Genomic DNA, 15,703 nt, shown 5'->3' with positions numbered 1-15,703 from the left:
CCACAAAACAGGGCCGCCGCGAATCGGGAAGCACGATGACCGGTGCCGCGCGCCTCGACGGGAAGTTCGCGCTGGTCACCGGCGCGAGCCAGGGGATCGGTGCGGCGATCGCCGCGGCGCTGGCCACCGCCGGCGCACACGTCGTCCTCGCCTCGCGCAATGAGGCAGCCCCTGTCACGGCAGGTGGAGGCCATCACCCGTGACCGTCGCTGAATCCCCGGAGGTCAACGCGTGAGTGCCGAACCGACACCCAGCCGACCCGCACTCGGATTGCCTCCGCGACGCACTGTAGCCCCGGCCGCCGAGGCGCCGCTGGCACGGATGCTCCCCGGACACCGGCCGGAGACACCAAAGAAGGCAGAACCCAAAGAATCCGAAACCGCTAATGTGACCGTGAGTATCCCCGCCGCGCTACGGAACCGGGCGCGGACCGCGTACCGCGCGACCAGCTACGCCGAAGGGATAACACCTGGAGTCACTTCGTGAAAAAGGCGATCGAAGCAGAGACGGCCCGTCGCGAAGCCGAGCACAATGACGGGGAGATGTACCCGTCCTGGGGTGAGAACCTTCCCGGGGGCCGGCGGCTAAAGGATAGCTGAGCCCGGTCCGGTTCATAGCCCGAAAACGTCCCATCCGGGCACCAGCGGAGCCACCGATCGTCACTGGGTTGGGTGGTTCCGCAGCGGCCGCTTTGCCGTGGCTCAAATTCCGCGGGAGGTGCGCAGACGTTCCGTTCGCCCCCGTCATGGAGATTCCTCACGCCGGCATCGATGTCCGTGCGAAGCCGCAGTTGGCGCGCGCCCGGGCACCAGTCTTCCTCAGGGCCTCTAATCCGGGAGCACCAGCCGGAAGCCACACGGGCACTCCATTACACGGATGTCCAGATACACGGCCGCGGCATTCCGGATCTCATCCTCGACGATGCGACCGTCCAGCCGAAGGACGCCCGAAGCGGTTTTTTGCATGGACTGTCCGCAGTGGATGTACTGGTCGCTGAAGACCAGCACGTCGTGTCGTCTTGCGGTGACGTTCACTGCCCCGATGAACTGTGCCTCATCGGCCCAGTAACACTGTGAGAGTCCGCATTTCGTGCAGGTGTAATACACCGCTACGGAATTCTTGGAGGCCGGTGAAGGCGGCGCGATGGAGCTGATGAACAGGTGAGCATCGGTCCGGCACTGGGCGCAGCACAGCTCCGGACGCTCCGGTTCCGGGTCTTGGGGCAGATGGCGCTTGGGGTTCCTGGACATGGCTACTACACCGGGGAGGCGCACCTGGCAGGGGTACGGACTGCCGCGACAGCGCCAGTCATCCCGGGACAGCGCCCAGGCAGGTCAGGGCCAAAGCCGTACGTGTGTGCCCGGGGTGGTGTGCTGGCCCGGTTCCAGGTTGCACCCACAGATGCCCTGCCATCCGGCCGGCAGTGAAAGCCGGATGCGGGAACGTCGGAGTACGGCGCTGCTGGGTCGACGAAATTCTCAAGATACGAGGCGGCCACAATGGCCTTCTTTCGCAGGGTGCATCGTCGCCGCCGCACGGCTACAGCGGCATCCCTGACCGTCCTGCACACGACCGTCAAGGCCGGCTCCAACCCGAGGCGGAACCTGAAACCGAATTTACACACGGCGACTGGCCCTGTCCAGAGCAGTCCGGCGGGACGCCGAGCACTATGGAAGTTCGGCCTGCCTCGGATGGGGGTGCTAAGGCAGCCACCTACCTCCGATGCGGCGTGGTATCGCCTACCGCGAGCAGGGAGGCGCTTCCAGGGACCGCCCGCCGGAACTGCTCCAGCGGGTGCTCATGGGACGCGCATTCAGCTACTCAAAAGAGGGCGATCGGGTCATGGGCCGCAGGGATTTCGGGACGGTCAAGGCCGAGAACAGCAATTATCCCGGCCTGCGGGAGTTCCTGGCGTGGTACCAGGTCTAGAAATCGGTGGGGAAGTCGAGCGAAGATGCGGCACAGGGTTCCGCCGAAACACTGGTTCTCCCGAGGTAGTCTTCAACGGCTTGTTCAGAGATTCGGTAGGACTTGCCGAATCTCATCGAGGCCAGTGCGTGGGTCCGGACGAGCCGGTAGACGGTCATCTTGGACACCCGCAGGCCCTCGGCCACTTCGGCGATGGTCAGGTAGGGGGTGGGGACGTTTGCGAGGGGCATTCGGATCGGACTCCTTGGGCTGCCTTATAACAATGACGGAAAGAGGAACGCGAGAGGGTGAGATTCCTCGACGCTGTCGTAGAACCCCGGAAAGGTGATCCTGCCTTCTGGTCTGTCAGTCGGGCGGGCAGCCTGCTGTGTCTGCGCCCGGGGAGGCGGGCCAACGGACGGGATGCGGGCCCACTGGGCGAGCTGGTCAAGGAGCAGGAGCGGGTGAGCGTCCGTCGAGCGCTGTCGCGGCTGTCCATCCATGTCCTGTCGGGTCAGTCAGCTGGTTTGCAGGCGCCGGGACGGGCGATGCGGGGCCGTGGCGGTCCCGTGGGTGTGTCCGATGGCCTCGAGCACCACGGCGGGCAGGCTCTGGGTGCTCATCATGATCTCGCGCTGCCGGCGTGATCCCGTCCCGGAGGCCAGGATCCGTGCCACTTCCACGGTCACTTGCTCCTCGTCCCCGCTGTCGGCCAGGGCTGGCCGGATATGGGTGAGGAGGACCTGGATCACTTCTCCGGCCGGGCATGGAGTGTTCAGTAGGGCGATGCGGTCGATCCACTCCAGGCCGGCCCACGTGGAGAACCGGCGCCAGGCAGGGAATTGGGAGGGCGATCTCATCATCGGTTCTTCGCAACGCTCTGCGATCGTCACGCTCGTGGAACGCAAGACCCGCTTCACCCTGCTCCTGCGGCTATCTGACGACCATTCCGCCACGACCGTGGCCAATGCGCTTATCACCGCATACGCCCGCCTGCCTCTGCCGCTACGCCGCACATTGACCTGGGACCAAGGCAACGAAATGTTCCAGCATCCCCGGATAGAGAAGGCCACAGGGTTACGGATCTACTTTGCTGACCCGCACTCACCCTGGCAACGCGGAACCAATGAAAATACCAATGGCCTGATCCGCCAGTACTTTCCAAAGGGCACGGACCTGAACGTGTGGAGCCAGGACCAGCTCGACGACGTCTGCGACGAACTCAACGACAGACCCCGATCATGCCTCAATGACCGCTCACCACGGGCAGCCATGCAACGATTAGGACACCGGATACATACATCCACGATTCGCGACGTTCACTAGAAACCGCCGGGTCTACCCGGTGGTGTTCATCGACGCTATCCACGTCAAGGGCCGGGACGCAGGTCACGAACCGGCCGGTCTACGTCGCGATCGGCGTCAGCGCCAATGGCGAACGCGACATCCTCGGGCTCTGGGCCGGGGACGGCGGCGAAGGGGCGAAGTTCTGGCTCTCGGTGCTGACGGAAATCAAGAACCGGGGCGTCGAGGACGTCTGCATCACGGTCTGTGACGGACTCAAAGGCCTTCCCGAGGCCATCACCAGCGTGTGGGAGTTCGCTGTGGTCCAGACCTGCATCGTGCACCTGATCCGCAACACCTTCCGCTATGCCGCGCGGCAGTACTGGGACGAAATGTCCCGTGACCTGCGCCCGGTCTACACGGCGCCGTCCGAGGCCGCCGCGAAGGAACGCTTCGTGGAGTTCTCCGGCAAATGGGGCCGGCGGTATCCGGCCATCACCCGGCTGTGGGAGAACGCCTGGAGCGAGTTCGTGCCGTTCCTGGACTACGACGTGGAAATCCGGCGGTCATTTGCAGCACCAACGCCATCGAGTCCGTCAACGCCAGGTACCGGCGCGCGGTCAGGGCCAGGGGTCATTTCCCCACCGAACAGGCGGCCCTGAAATGTCTCAACCTGGCCACCCGGGCACTGGACCCGACCGGCAAAGGCAGGGCACGATGGGCCACAAGGTGGAAGCCGGCACAGAACGCCTTCGCCATCACCTTAGAAGGAAGTCAACTAAATGCCAGCCGCGGATCCACCGTTAAACGGACACACCCAGCATGTTGATACAGCCTGATGTTACAGCTCGTTCGTGAGTGACGATTTTCACTTCGCCCGCGGGAGAGCTTGGACCAGTTGGGAACGGGTTCAGTGGCGAGGATCCCGGTGTGCTGCTTTCCCTTGAGATGGCTCGAGTTCATTGCGGTTGTCCTTGAGCTAGTCGTGTCGCATGGGTGTATCGTCCGTGGAAGTTAAGGGAGGAGGCAAGGTGACGTCGTGGTCACCCTGCCTCCTTTGCATGCTGCGAAGTTCTCGCGCCCGTCGTTCGGGCTACCTGTTGCGATGAAGAGCGGGAACGGCAGGACGCGTGCCGGACGTTGAGTCCGGCAGCATGTTGCGTGTCCTCGGGGCTTATCCGTCGTGGATGTACGGTGGCCGTGGACGCATTGGTGGGTTTGCCGGTACGGGCAACGGCCCGTCTGCTGTGGCTGACCGGCCGTTGCCCGAGGCGCGGGCTCCGGTTACATGATGCCGGTGGGTACGAGCAGGGCCCAGGCCAGCGCGGGAGCGACGAGTACCACTCCGCCGGCGTACATCATCAGCTGCTTGTAGACGCGTTGGCGGTCGTTTTCCCGGGCGTTAGCGACAATGAGGGCACCGTCGGTGGAGAAGGGGGAGACGTCCACGACGGTGGCGGCGATGGCGAGTGCCGCGACCGTTCCCGAGGCGCTCAGCGAACTGGAGGCCAACAGGGGGCCGGCGAGGGGGATGAATGCGGTCAGCAGTGCGGTGGAGGAGGCGAAGGCTGAGCCGACGCCGATTACGTAGCAGAGGACCAGCGCGATCAATAGTGGTGCGCCCAGTGCAAGGGCTTGCTCGGCGAGGGTGTCGATGACGCCGACGTGCTGGAGCAGGGAGACGTAGGTGATCATGCCGGCCACCAGCAGGACGGTGGACCAGGAGATGCCGCCGATGAATGTCCTGTGTTCTTTGATGTTGATCAGAGCCAGGAGGAGACCGGCGGAGAGGGCGACGAAGCCGATCGGCATGTGGAAGCCCAGCGTGCAGATCAGCATGGCAAGGATCAGAGCGAGGGTGAGGATTTGCTGGCCGTGCGGGCGGGTCGTGCGCGGTGCGTCAAGGTCGACGTGTTGGACGCCTTCGCCGTCCTTGAGCTTGCCCAGGAGGGCGAACAGTGCGACGGTCAGGGCCGAGAGGATGAGGTTGATGGCGAAGCTTGCGGCGAAGAGTGCGCCTTGGGAGATGGGGAAGCCGTTTTCCAGCGCGATGTTGTGTACCAGCACGCCGGCGACGGACAGCGGGGAGAACCCGCCGGCGTGGGCTCCGTTGATGATGAACGCACCCATCAGTACGGGGTGGATGCGCGATTCGTAGGCGAAGCCGATGGCAGCGGGTGCCAGAAGCGCGACGGCGGCGGGGGAGAAGGTGCCCAGCGAAGTCAGTGCGGCAGCCATAAGGAAGAACACCCAGGGGAGCAGCAGTGTTTTGCCCCTGACCAGGCGCACGCAGGTCTGCACGATGATGTCGATGGTCCCGTTCCGCTGGGCCATGCTGAAGAAGTAGGTGACTCCGATGATTGTCAGGACGATGCTGGCGGGGAAGTCCGCGAGGATTTCCTTGTCGGTCATTCCGAGCATGAAGTAGCCGACGCCGAAGGATGCGACCAGGCCCATTACCCCGATGTTCAGTGGCCATTTCGTGGCGACGACGAACATCAGGACAAGTATGACCAGCGGGATGATCTGGATTGCGGTCATGGGCGGCTCCGATTCCGAGGTGGCCGCCGGGTTGAAAATGGCACCCCCGAACGCGAGGGCGACCAGACCGAGGATCGCGATCGCGGCGACCGATATCAGAAGGATACGGCGGCGACGATTGGGGCCCTTGGGACGGTCTTCCCGGATTTCGCTCTCTGCCGTGGGAGCGGGTTGGTAAATAGTCTTAGTCATGATCGTGGCTCCTCATTGAGTGGCTGATGCTAGTGAGGCTTCGACGGCGCTGCCGAGAGCTTCCGGGAGGTGGATGATGGTGGTGGCGATGGTGCGGGCCGTTCGGTCGACGCCGACCAGCAGGGACCCGTCGCGTTCTTCACTCCAGGTTTCGATCACTCCCGCGGGAGTGCGTAGCCTCAGCGTGGGCCGCGGCGTGTCGCCTGTGATGCCGTTGAGTACGGTGCCCGGGGTGCCGGCGGCGAGAGTCAGGGCGATGCTGCCGGTGATCGCCAGAGCGGGGTGGGGTTTGCCCATCGAGAGCATCATGACGTTGACGTCGCAGTCCGGGTCCGACCGGGTGGGGGAGGCGACGATCGCGAGCTTGGGGATGGCGCGGGCCGCTTCGGCGGGCGTTGGTGCCAGCCCCATCCGGACGGCGGCCTGTCGGCGGATGTGCTCGAGAGTTTCCAGCTGTAATTCCACGCCGGCGACCCAGCTGTCGTAGCGGGCTGTGTTCAGGCCCAGCTCCTCGGCGCGGACGATGACTACCGGCGCTCCGGCGTCGACCATGGATACGGTCCAGCGGGTTCCGCCGGCAAGTATCGTATCGGTCGCCTCACCGGTGGGGAGCAGTTTTCCGGTGGTCTTGCCGGCCGGGTCCTGGAAGCCGAGACCGACCCGGTAGCCGGGGAACGCAACTCCGGGCATCTGGGCATCCGGAACGATGGGCAGGGCGCCTGCGGGAGTGGCGACCCGCTGGATGATGATCTGGCCGGTGTTCGTGTTGCGGGTGACGATGCGGGTGTTATCCCCCTTGGGGATGACCCAGCCCTTTTCGATCGCGTAGAGGCCGACGACTGCGGAGCAGTTCCCGCAGTTGCTGCCCCAGTCCACTGCTGCCTCTTCGATGCCGACCTGGGCGAAGGTGAACTCGACGTCAACATCGGCCTCGGCGGGCCGGCGAAGAATCATGGCCTTGCTGGTTGTCGACGTTGCTCCGCCGACACCATCAATCTGCCGGGAGTCCGGACTTCCGAATAGCCGGGGCAGCAACTCATCGAGGCTGGTGCGGGTCTCGTCCAAGTGGTCCGTTTCGAAGACCCAGCACTTGCTGGTCCCTCCGCGCATCCATTCAGCTTCAATCTTCATCGTGTTCCCTACGTTTCCTAGTACCGCGCATTTGTTCTGGGGCCTGATAACAGAATGAGCCGGATCACAATTGAAGACAATGTTCAATTATTGATGGGGGCTGTAGAGATACTTAATTCATTGGCACTGAAGGACTGCAGCCTGGTCCCTTGGTCTCCTAAGGGGGAAAGACGGGGCTGGCATCACGCAGATTAGCCCGGGATTACATAGACTGAACCAAATAGACAGAAGGGTGAACCATTGCTTAACGATGAGAGCCAAGATTTATTCGACATCCGTCGTTTGGCCCTGCTGGTGGAGGTCGTCGAGCAGGGATCGATCACCGCGGCGGCTGAGCTGATGATGTACACCCCGTCCGCAGTTTCCCAGCAGCTGCGGAAGCTCGAACAGGAAGTCGGGCAGCCCCTGCTCAACCGCCGCTCCCGTGGGGTTGCGCCCACAGAGGCCGGCCAGGTGCTGGCCGGGCACGCCCGCAAGATCATCGGGCAGATGCGGGCAGCCCATTCCGACCTGGACCAGATCGCAGGCCTCAGACGCGGCTCCTTGACCGTAGGCACGTTCCCCACCCTCGCCGGATCCTTTTTGCCTCTTGTTATCCGCGCCTTCAAGAAGCGTTACCCGGCCATTGGCCTCTCGGTGCGCAGCGCCCGCTTTGACGAACTTGTGTCGGACCTCGAGTCCGGAGTCACCGGACTGTGCCTGCTCTGGGACTATCCCTGGAACCGGTTCCACGACGATTCCATCCGGGTCACAGAAGTCTTCCAGGAAAGCACCGTCATCCTGGTAGCCCGCGGACACCCACTCGCCGACCGGGACGAGGTGAAGATGGAAGAGCTACGCAAGGAGTCGTGGATAGTCCGCGCGGAGGCCCACCCGGTGGTCGAGGTCCTGCAACGCTCCGCCCACGACGCCGGGTTCGAACCGACCATCGGCTTCCTTGCCAACGACTACCAAGAGGCCCAGGCCATGGTCAGCGTCGGCATGGGCGTGGCCATGGTGCCCAAAACTGCAGTTGCCCTCCAACACCCCGACGTCAGGGCCATCAGCCTCGGTGCCGCCGCGCCCATGCGGCGGGTATTGCTGGCCCAGCGCCAGGACAAGGTCTACGCCCCCGCAGAGGTCGCCTTCCACTCCACCCTCCTGGAAATCGCCCGTGAACATATCGGGGACTACCTCTAGGCCCAAGTGCCGCTGCAGCCAACCTACTCCTCTACCGGCTGATTCCCTGAACGCCAATAATGGGCCTTTGGTCAACTTAGATTGACGCAAATCTCCGTATATCGGGGCGTGCGAACTGCATGAGTGAGGGGAGCGTGCCTACTGTCCGTGTTTGAGGTGGACTTCACATCTGGCAGGCTACGCGCCGCGCAGCTTGACATTATCACTGCTATCGGCTAAAAGTCGGGCTATTCACTGGCCTGACTTCAGGCTATAATCAAAGCATGAAAACCGTACCGCTTAGCGAAGCCAAGGACAAGCTTTCCGCGCTCGTGGAGGAAGCGGACACGACGCACGAGATCATCCAGATCACCCGGCACGGACACCCGTCAGCTGTGCTGATGTCCGCCGATGACCTGGAGTCCCTGCAGGAAACGATCCATTGGCTTTCACGGCCGGGCATCCGCGAAGACCTGGACCAGGCCAGGCGCGACATCGCGGAAGGCAACACGACCAGCGGTGATGATCTGCGCCGCGAGTTCGGGCTGCCGCCGCGGTGAGTGATGCGGATCCCGCCGGCCACGCGGCGTGGCAGGGTGAGGTCACCAGACCGGCGCTGAAGGGTTTCCGGCGGCTGCCGGAGAAGGCGGCCGCCGCGATCGTCGAATTCGTCACGGGGGCGCTGGCCGAGAACCCCTATCGGCTGAGCAGGCCATTGACCAACGAACTGCTCGGTCTGCGCACAGCACGGCGCGGTGACTACCGTGTGCTGTTTACGCTCGACACCGAGAAGCACATTTTGTACGTCCACCGCATCGAACACCGATCCGACGTCTACAACCCGCGCTGATCCCCTGTCTGGCGCCTGAGTCTCGCTGCTGCTCCGTCGTTGTAAAGGCTACGAAGCGGCCGTTATCGGTAGTTGACTTTCATTTAGGAAGGGGGGGCTGATGACGCAGTTGCGGAGATCAACGAAGTCGGCAGCGGGCACCGCGGACGCCTCCGCATGGGCTTCGTTAGTTCGGCGAGCTATACGGCCATTCCGGAAGCCGTGCGGCTCTTCAGGGAGCTCCAGCCGGGGATAGATCTGGTGCTGCGGCCGCTGACCACTGGCGAGCAGGTGGAGGGGCTCCTTGAAGGCGAACTGGACTTGGGCCTGATCCGCGACCCTGAGCCCACGCCGGGGCTGGTGCTGGAGCCACTTCTCACTGAGGAACTCGCTTCCTGAGCGGCACCCCTTGGCATCCAAGTCTTCAGTGACCCAGATGATTTGGCAGGGGAGGGTATGAGCCTCTTCCCATATCGGCTGATGCCCGGATTTGTTTCACAAGTCCTGAGGATATTCGCTGGGGCGAATCCCCCATGTGGTTCAACAAGCGATTCACCAGGAGACTGTCGTTGGACTGGTAGCAGCTGGCCTGGGTATCTCAATTTTGCACAAATCGATTTCCCGGGTTCATACAACGGGCGTGGAGCTGCGGCCGATCTCCACGCGGCCGCAGACTTCATTGCTCATTGCCCGGGCTGGACTGCATGCCCACGATTGGCCGTGTAGTGTTTCGAATTCCGCCAATGTTCGATTGTCTGGGATGGGCGCTGTGCTGCCTGAGGACGGATCTAATGCAGCAAGCCGACAGTCTGACGCAGAAACCCCGATCAGGACGGATTGAAATGTTGCTTGTCAGGGATCAGGTCCGTGCGCTCCACCGTCTGGAACCGGCGAACCGTGACTTTCCGGCGGCCCTGCGAGTAGCCGCCAGCGTAGCGGTTCCATCGTTGGTACTTTTGGCGGCCGGCCGGACAGACCTAATCATCTACGCCGTCTTCGGTGCCCTGACCGGGATGTACGGTCGGGCGGAGGCGCATCAGCTCCGGATACGCCACCAGCTTCAGGCCGCATTTGTCCTGCTTAGCGGAGTAGCGGTAGGTGTGTTCCTTTCCGTCAACGACCTCCAGTCCTGGTGGCTGGTGGGGGTGGAGGCCGTGCTGGCCGGTCTGGGATCGGTTTTCGCAGATCGGGTACGACTCAAGCCGAATGGGCCGTTCTTTGGCATATTGGCGCTGGGGGCCTGCGCCTCCGTGCCCACGGTAGTCCCGTGGCAGGTGGCAATGTTCATCGCGGCAGGATCAGCGGCCTTTTCCATGCTGGTGGGGTTCGGTGGCTGGCTTCGCCGGAGGTCCTGGCAACGCGGTGTGTTCCGAGAGATGCCCGTCGTGAACGCCGCCGGGCGCCGGGCTTGGCTTCTGCGTGCGGTCCGGTATGTTATCGCTGTGGGTGGCGCCGGCGCCGTCGGCGTCCTTAGCGGCAGCGGGCACCCACATTGGGCCATGGCAGCCGCGGCCGTTCCACTGGCCGGGGCTGACGTTCTGAGCAGCGTCCGCCGAGGCATCCACCGCATAGTTGGTACCTTCTTCGGTCTGGCGGTCACGGCCGTGGTTATCCTTCCCGTGCCGTGGTCCGTGACGGGGCAGTTTGCCGGTCACCGAGCGCTCCTTCTCGCGCTCTTGGTGATTCTCTTCCAGTTCACTACTGAGTTGTTCATGACCCGCCACTACGGTCTGGCCATGGTTTCCTTCACACCGGTGATCCTGCTGATGACCCAGCTGGCCGCACCAATCGACCCCGAGGTCCTGATTTTCGAGCGCGGGGTGGAGACTCTGGTGGGGGCGTTGGTGGGAATTTTCGTAGTGGGGGTCATCGGTCCAACACGATTGCGCACAAGCGCAGCCTTAGCTCTTGGCTGCGCTGGGGGAGCAGCGTCATCGAAAGAACCCGCCGAGGAGCTGCGTACCTAGTACTCTGACTTGAAGGGGTCCTGTTCCCCGGAGCCTCCACTGCTTAACCGCTTCGCCAAACCCTTCCAGCACCGCCACTTAGGGCAGGACAAACGCCCATGGCATCTGGCCCACGCATAGTAATCATCGCGCGGGTATCGTCAGCACCAATTTGGCAGACGAACTCGTGGCGCGCGGTTGGACGAACATTACCGTCCTGGACCAAGGACCGCTGAACCTGCCGGAGGCTCGACATCTCACGCCCCGGCCTTTTCCTCCAGACAAATCCCTCCAAGACCATGACCACGTTCGCTAAGTACCGGTCGCGAAGCTGCTTTCGCTAACCGAGGATGGAGTCAGCTGCGTCAATCAGTCAATCAGGTGGGCGGCTTGGAGGTTGCGACCACCGAAACGCGCGTAGCCGACCTGAAGAGGAAGCTCGGCTACGCCTCGGCGTGGGGCATTGAGGGACGACTTCTGAGCCCGTCCGAGTGTAAAGATCCCTATGTGAACCCCAAGTACGGTGCCGAGCCCGGACGGCTGATCTACACGCATGTCTCGGACCAGTACTCGCCCTTCCACAGCAAACTCGTCAATGTCGGCGACCGCGACGCGACCTATGTCCTGGACGGGCTGCCGTACCACGAATCCGATCTGGCGATCCAGGAGCACTACACGGATACGGCCGGATTCAACGACGCCCGGCAAAACCTTAGCGTCGGATATTTCACTTTTTCACGGCTTTGTCGATCATTTTCCGCGGGTTGTTGCCTTCCTGGGCTTGGAGTCTTTTGTGGCGTGGTCAACGCGGCCTGTGCGGACTGTGTTTCCCTGGCGCCGGATTTCCACTGTTGCACCGATCAGGCGTGCCCAGTCGTCATGACGGATGATCAAGTTCGTTCCTTTCAGAGTGGTCTTGCTACCAGCCGCGCTCGGCGAGGCGGTGCGGCTGCGGGATCTCGTCCACGTTGATGCCGACCATGGCCTCGCCCAGGCCGCGGGAGGCCTTGGCGACCTCTTCCGGGTCGTCGAAGAAGGTGGTGGCCTTCACGACGGCGGCGGCACGCTGGGCCGGGTTGCCGGACTTGAAGATGCCGGACCCGACGAACACACCGTCCGCGCCGAGCTGCATCATCATCGCGGCGTCGGCCGGGGTGGCGATGCCGCCGGCGGTGAACAGCACCACGGGGAGCTTGCCCGTCGCGGCGACTTCCTTGACCAGTTCGTACGGGGCCTGGAGTTCCTTGGCGGCGACGTAAAGTTCGTCCTCGGCCATGCCGGCGAGCCTGTTGATCTCCGCACGGATCTGGCGCATGTGCGTGGTGGCGTTGGAGACGTCGCCGGTGCCGGCCTCGCCCTTGGACCGGATCATCGCCGCGCCCTCGTTGATGCGGCGCAGGGCCTCACCGAGGTTCGTGGCGCCGCAGACGAAGGGAATCGTGAAGTTCCACTTGTCGATGTGGTGCGAGTAGTCGGCCGGGGTCAGGACCTCGGACTCGTCGATGTAGTCCACACCGAGGGTCTGAATGACCTGCGCCTCGACGAAGTGACCGATCCGGACCTTCGCCATGACCGGGATGGACACGGCCGCGATGATCGCCTCGATCATGTCCGGATCCGACATCCGGGACACGCCGCCCTGGGCACGGATGTCGGCGGGAACGCGTTCCAGCGCCATGACTGCCACGGCGCCGGCATCCTCAGCGATGCGGGCCTGCTCGACGTTGACGACGTCCATGATGACGCCGCCCTTGAGCATCTCCGCCATGCCGCGCTTGACGCGGTTGCTGCCCGTAACCCGGGGAAGTGGCTGATTCACTGGATGTCTCTTTCGTTTGTGGGTGGTGGTGCTGGGTGCTGCCACGGTTGCGGCCGACTCCTGGTTGGATCGGAGGCTATTTCAGCACGACGGTCCGGTTGCCCTGGAGGAAGACGCGGCCCTCGCAGTGCCAGCGGACGGCGTTGGAGAGGGCTTTGCGTTCGGTGTCCCGTCCGGCGGCCACGAGCTCTTCCGGACCGAAGGTGTGGTCCACCTCCACCACCTGCTGGGCGATGATCGGGCCTTCGTCGAGCTCCGCGTTCACGTAGTGGGCGGTGGCGCCGACGGTCTTCACGCCGCGGGCGTGCGCCTGGTGGTAGGGCCTGGCGCCCTTGAAGCTGGGCAGGAAGGAGTGGTGGATGTTGATGGCGCGGCCGTCCAGTTTGCGGGTCAGGTCGTCGCTGAGCACCTGCATGTAGCGGGCCAGGACCACGAGTTCGACGTCGAGCCGGTCCACCAGCTCCATCAGACGGGCTTCGGCCGCGGGTTTCGTGTCGGCCGTGACGGGCACGTGGAAGAAGGGGATGCCGTGCCATTCCACGATCCCGCGGTGATCCTGGTGGTTCGAGACGACCCCGACGATGTCGATGGGCAGTTCGCCGATGCGGGCGCGGAAGAGCAGATCGTTGAGGCAGTGCTCGAATTTGGACACCATGATCAGGACCCGGTGTTTGGCTTCGTGGGCGCGCAGTTCCCACTGCATCCCGAATTTTTCGGCTACCGGCACGAAGGCTTCCCGGAGCGAGTCCAGGCTGGCCGGTCCGCCGGCGGAGTCACCGGCTGAAGCGAAGTGGAGCCGCATGAAGAATTGGGCGTCGTCCTGCGAGTCGAACTGTTTGCTTTCGAGGATGTCGCAGCCCTGTTCCAGCAGGAATCCGGACACGGCGTGGACAATTCCCCGGGTCTCCGGGCAATCGAGGGTCAGGACGTATTCAGCGGCGGTGCTATTCAAGGTATCCACGGGTCAGTACTCGATCACGTTCACGGCCAGGCCTCCGCGGGAGGATTCCTTGTACTTGGTCTTCATGTCCGCTCCTGTCTCACGCATGGTCTTGATCGCTTTGTCCAGCGATACTTTGTGGCTGCCGTACCCGTGCAGGCAAAGGCGGGCAGCGTTGATGGGCTTCACACTGGCGATGGTGCGGCGTCAATCCGTGTCATGCGAGGGCTTCCTGCACGGCGCCAATGACTTCGGGTGACTCGGGCGCCATCGTCGAGGCAAAGCGCGCTACAACCCCACCGTCGCGGTTCACCAGAAACTTCTCGAAATTCCACTGCACCCGCTGAGGAAGATCGGGATTTCTGAACTTGGTTAGTTCCGCGTAGAGCGGGTGCTGGTCCTCGCCATGGACGTCTGCCTTGGCAGTCATCGGGAACGTCACACCGAAGTTGCGTTCGCAGAACTCGGCGATCTCGGCGTCGGCCCCCGGCTCCTGCCCGGCAAACTGGTTGCACGGGACCCCCAGCACCGCGAAACCCTGCTCCCGGAACTTGTTGTGCAGCGCCTCGAGTCCTGCGTACTGCGGCGTGTGTCCGCAATGGGACGCGACGTTCACCACCAGTACCACCTCCCCCTTGAAGCGGCCGAAGTCAGCGTCCGTTCCGTCGATAAGGGTAAGGGGAATGGAGTGCAGAGCGGTCATGAGGCATCCTCGCAAAGTTGTTGGTCCGAAGCGGCATCCCGGAAACGGCGACACCGCTCGCTTGGCACCACCGCACGTGGAACTCCATGTTGCCCTGCACGCCGCACGCCTGCGCCTTGCCGCGGCGGGATCCCGACGGGAAGGCCGTCATGGTTCAGCATTCGATGACGTTCACGGCGAGGCCTCCGCGGGAGGTTTCCTTGTATTTCGTTTTCATGTCCGCTCCTGTTTCGCGCATGGTTTTGATGGCTTTGTCCAGCGATACTTTGTGGCTGCCGTCGCCGTGGAGGCACAGGCGGGCGGCGTTGATCGCTTTGACGCTGGCGATGGCGTTGCGTTCGATGCAGGGGATCTGCACGAGCCCGCCGACGGGGTCGCAGGTCAGCCCGAGGTTGTGTTCGATTCCGACTTCGGCGGCGTTTTCCACTTGGGCGGGGGTGCCGCCCAGGACTTCGCAGAGCCCGGCCGCGGCCATCGAGCAGGCCGACCCGACTTCGCCCTGGCAGCCGACCTCGGCTCCCGAGATGGAGGCATTGATCTTGAACAGGATCCCGACGGCGGCGGCCGTGAGCAGGAACCGGATGACGCCGTCGTCGTTGGCGCCCGGGACGAACTTGACGTAGTAGTGCAGGACGGCCGGCACGATGCCGGCGGCACCGTTGGTGGGGGCGGTGACGATCCGCCCGCCGGCGGCGTTTTCCTCGTTGACGGCGAGGGCGAACAGGTTGACCCACTCCATGGCGAGCAGCGGGTCGGCGGGCACCTGGACCGGGGAAGGGTTTCTGGCGGCCTCATCGGCGCTGACGGCGGATGCCGCCAGCGTCCGGAACAACGCGGGGGCGCGCCGTTTGACGTTCAGTCCGCCGGGCAGGATGCCCTCGGCGGCGCAGCCGTTCTCGACGCACTGGCGCATGACGGCCCACAGTGCCAGGAGCTTGTCCCGGAGTTCGGCTTCGGTGCGCCAGACGAGTTCGTTGGCGAGCATCACGTCGGAGATGGACATGCCTTCGCGGGCACAGATGTCCAGGAGCTCGTCGGCGGTGGTGAAGGGGTACGGCAGGACCGTGTCGTCGGCCACCACCTGGTCGGCGCCCTGTGCGGTGCCGTCCACGACGAAGCCGCCGCCGATCGAGTAGTAGCTGCGCTCCTTGAGTACGGCGCCGGTGTGGTCCAGTGCCCGGAAGGTCATGCCGTTGGGGTGGGCCGGCAGGGACTTGCGGCGGTGCAGCACCACGTCCTCGTCCCAGTTGAA

The 15,703-nt window shown here is 63.7% G+C and carries 17 protein-coding genes and 5 pseudogenes; 12 read left to right on the top strand and 10 right to left on the bottom strand.

The genetic code is table 11. From position 1 onward, the window contains the following. Both J2X01_RS21345 and J2X01_RS22165 read left to right on the top strand, forming a co-directional pair. Positions 1 to 203, top strand: a 203-nt coding sequence (locus tag J2X01_RS21345; protein ID WP_310062357.1) for an SDR family NAD(P)-dependent oxidoreductase, incomplete at its 5' end; no start/stop codon positions are given. Between the two features lie 270 nt (positions 204 to 473). Beyond that, positions 474 to 599: pseudogene (locus J2X01_RS22165) on the top strand (hypothetical protein); the annotation flags it as partial. A 228-nt stretch (positions 600 to 827) separates the two neighbouring features. On the opposite strand, the gene J2X01_RS21340 reads toward J2X01_RS22165, so the two are convergent. Next, positions 828 to 1,250, bottom strand: coding sequence for a hypothetical protein (locus J2X01_RS21340; protein ID WP_310062354.1), 423 nt, complete (start codon positions 1,248 to 1,250; stop codon positions 828 to 830). Positions 1,251 to 1,722: 472 nt separating this feature from the next. On the opposite strand from J2X01_RS21340, the gene J2X01_RS21335 reads away from it, so the two are divergent. Then, positions 1,723 to 1,929 carry a hypothetical protein gene (locus tag J2X01_RS21335; RefSeq protein WP_310062352.1) on the top strand — a complete coding sequence of 69 codons (207 nt, stop codon included), beginning with the start codon at positions 1,723 to 1,725 and terminating at the stop codon, positions 1,927 to 1,929. On the opposite strand, the gene J2X01_RS21330 is transcribed toward J2X01_RS21335, so the two are convergent. Both J2X01_RS21330 and J2X01_RS21325 read right to left on the bottom strand, forming a co-directional pair. After that, entirely contained in the window at positions 1,926 to 2,159 is a 234-nt protein-coding gene (locus J2X01_RS21330; RefSeq protein WP_310062349.1) for a helix-turn-helix domain-containing protein, read from the bottom strand. The two genes, J2X01_RS21335 and J2X01_RS21330, sit on opposite strands and share 4 nt — an antisense overlap. A gap of 267 nt (positions 2,160 to 2,426) precedes the next feature. Further along, on the bottom strand, positions 2,427 to 2,768 hold the full coding sequence (locus tag J2X01_RS21325) for a hypothetical protein (RefSeq protein WP_310062365.1): 342 nt from the start codon (positions 2,766 to 2,768) through the stop codon (positions 2,427 to 2,429). On the opposite strand from J2X01_RS21325, the gene J2X01_RS21320 reads away from it, so the two are divergent. Together J2X01_RS21320 and J2X01_RS21315 are read left to right on the top strand one after the other, a co-directional pair. Next, positions 2,695 to 3,234 (top strand): IS30 family transposase, encoded by a 540-nt coding sequence (locus J2X01_RS21320; RefSeq protein ID WP_374725013.1) that lies wholly within the window; start codon positions 2,695 to 2,697, stop codon positions 3,232 to 3,234. The two genes, J2X01_RS21325 and J2X01_RS21320, sit on opposite strands and share 74 nt — an antisense overlap. Further along, positions 3,189 to 4,021, top strand: a pseudogene (locus J2X01_RS21315) (IS256 family transposase). The gene J2X01_RS21320 and the pseudogene J2X01_RS21315 overlap by 46 nt, the downstream one beginning before the upstream one ends. A 455-nt stretch (positions 4,022 to 4,476) precedes the next feature. Here J2X01_RS21315 and J2X01_RS21310 read toward each other — a convergent pair. Both J2X01_RS21310 and J2X01_RS21305 read right to left on the bottom strand, forming a co-directional pair. Continuing rightward, the gene (locus J2X01_RS21310) at positions 4,477 to 5,925 is read right to left on the bottom strand and encodes an SLC13 family permease (protein ID WP_310062347.1); all 1,449 of its coding nucleotides are present in this window, start codon (positions 5,923 to 5,925) and stop codon (positions 4,477 to 4,479) included. 12 nt (positions 5,926 to 5,937) lie between these two features. Next, entirely contained in the window at positions 5,938 to 7,056 is a 1,119-nt protein-coding gene (locus J2X01_RS21305) for a PrpF domain-containing protein (RefSeq protein ID WP_310062345.1), read from the bottom strand. A gap of 240 nt (positions 7,057 to 7,296) precedes the next feature. Between J2X01_RS21305 and J2X01_RS21300 the strand changes: the two genes are divergently transcribed. The 7 genes and pseudogenes from J2X01_RS21300 to J2X01_RS21270 form a co-directional block, all read left to right on the top strand. Beyond that, positions 7,297 to 8,235 (top strand): LysR family transcriptional regulator, encoded by a 939-nt coding sequence (locus J2X01_RS21300; protein WP_310062341.1) that lies wholly within the window; start codon positions 7,297 to 7,299, stop codon positions 8,233 to 8,235. 263 nt (positions 8,236 to 8,498) lie between these two features. Then, a complete protein-coding gene (locus J2X01_RS21295) occupies positions 8,499 to 8,774 on the top strand; it encodes a type II toxin-antitoxin system Phd/YefM family antitoxin (protein WP_310062338.1) in 276 nt (91 codons plus the stop codon). Beyond that, the gene (locus J2X01_RS21290) at positions 8,771 to 9,064 is read left to right on the top strand and encodes a type II toxin-antitoxin system RelE family toxin (protein WP_310062336.1); all 294 of its coding nucleotides are present in this window, start codon (positions 8,771 to 8,773) and stop codon (positions 9,062 to 9,064) included. Before J2X01_RS21295 ends, J2X01_RS21290 begins: the two co-directional genes overlap by 4 nt. 156 nt (positions 9,065 to 9,220) lie before the next feature. Then, positions 9,221 to 9,442 carry a LysR substrate-binding domain-containing protein gene (locus tag J2X01_RS21285; protein ID WP_374725012.1) on the top strand — a complete coding sequence of 74 codons (222 nt, stop codon included), beginning with the start codon at positions 9,221 to 9,223 and terminating at the stop codon, positions 9,440 to 9,442. A 443-nt stretch (positions 9,443 to 9,885) separates the two neighbouring features. Further along, positions 9,886 to 11,010, top strand: a complete 1,125-nt coding sequence (locus J2X01_RS21280) for an FUSC family protein (protein ID WP_310062334.1) — start codon at positions 9,886 to 9,888, stop codon at positions 11,008 to 11,010. A 98-nt stretch (positions 11,011 to 11,108) separates the two neighbouring features. Then, a pseudogene (locus J2X01_RS21275) lies at positions 11,109 to 11,496 on the top strand (FAD-dependent oxidoreductase); the annotation flags it as partial. Continuing rightward, positions 11,494 to 11,688, top strand: a pseudogene (locus J2X01_RS21270) (Tn3 family transposase); the annotation flags it as partial. The pseudogenes J2X01_RS21275 and J2X01_RS21270, both read left to right, overlap by 3 nt. A gap of 220 nt (positions 11,689 to 11,908) precedes the next feature. Here J2X01_RS21270 and pdxS read toward each other — a convergent pair. The 5 genes and pseudogenes from pdxS to J2X01_RS21245 all read right to left on the bottom strand — a co-directional run. After that, entirely contained in the window at positions 11,909 to 12,808 is a 900-nt protein-coding gene (gene pdxS, locus J2X01_RS21265; RefSeq protein ID WP_310062332.1) for a pyridoxal 5'-phosphate synthase lyase subunit PdxS, read from the bottom strand. 76 nt (positions 12,809 to 12,884) lie between these two features. Further along, on the bottom strand, positions 12,885 to 13,769 hold the full coding sequence (gene purU / locus J2X01_RS21260) for a formyltetrahydrofolate deformylase (protein WP_310062328.1): 885 nt from the start codon (positions 13,767 to 13,769) through the stop codon (positions 12,885 to 12,887). 3 nt (positions 13,770 to 13,772) lie between these two features. Beyond that, positions 13,773 to 13,955 (bottom strand): annotated as a pseudogene (locus J2X01_RS21255) (L-serine ammonia-lyase, iron-sulfur-dependent, subunit alpha); the annotation flags it as partial. Positions 13,956 to 13,965: 10 nt separating this feature from the next. Beyond that, positions 13,966 to 14,451, bottom strand: coding sequence for a glutathione peroxidase (locus tag J2X01_RS21250; RefSeq protein ID WP_310062325.1), 486 nt, complete (start codon positions 14,449 to 14,451; stop codon positions 13,966 to 13,968). A gap of 154 nt (positions 14,452 to 14,605) precedes the next feature. Continuing rightward, positions 14,606 to 15,703, bottom strand: a 1,098-nt coding sequence (locus tag J2X01_RS21245) for an L-serine ammonia-lyase (RefSeq protein WP_310062322.1), incomplete at its 5' end; no start/stop codon positions are given.

Source organism: Arthrobacter ginsengisoli (assembly GCF_031456935.1).
Lineage (GTDB): Bacteria > Actinomycetota > Actinomycetes > Actinomycetales > Micrococcaceae > Arthrobacter > Arthrobacter ginsengisoli.
Note: the sequence above shows the minus strand (reverse complement) of the source record. Positions and strands in the feature narration are given on the sequence as shown.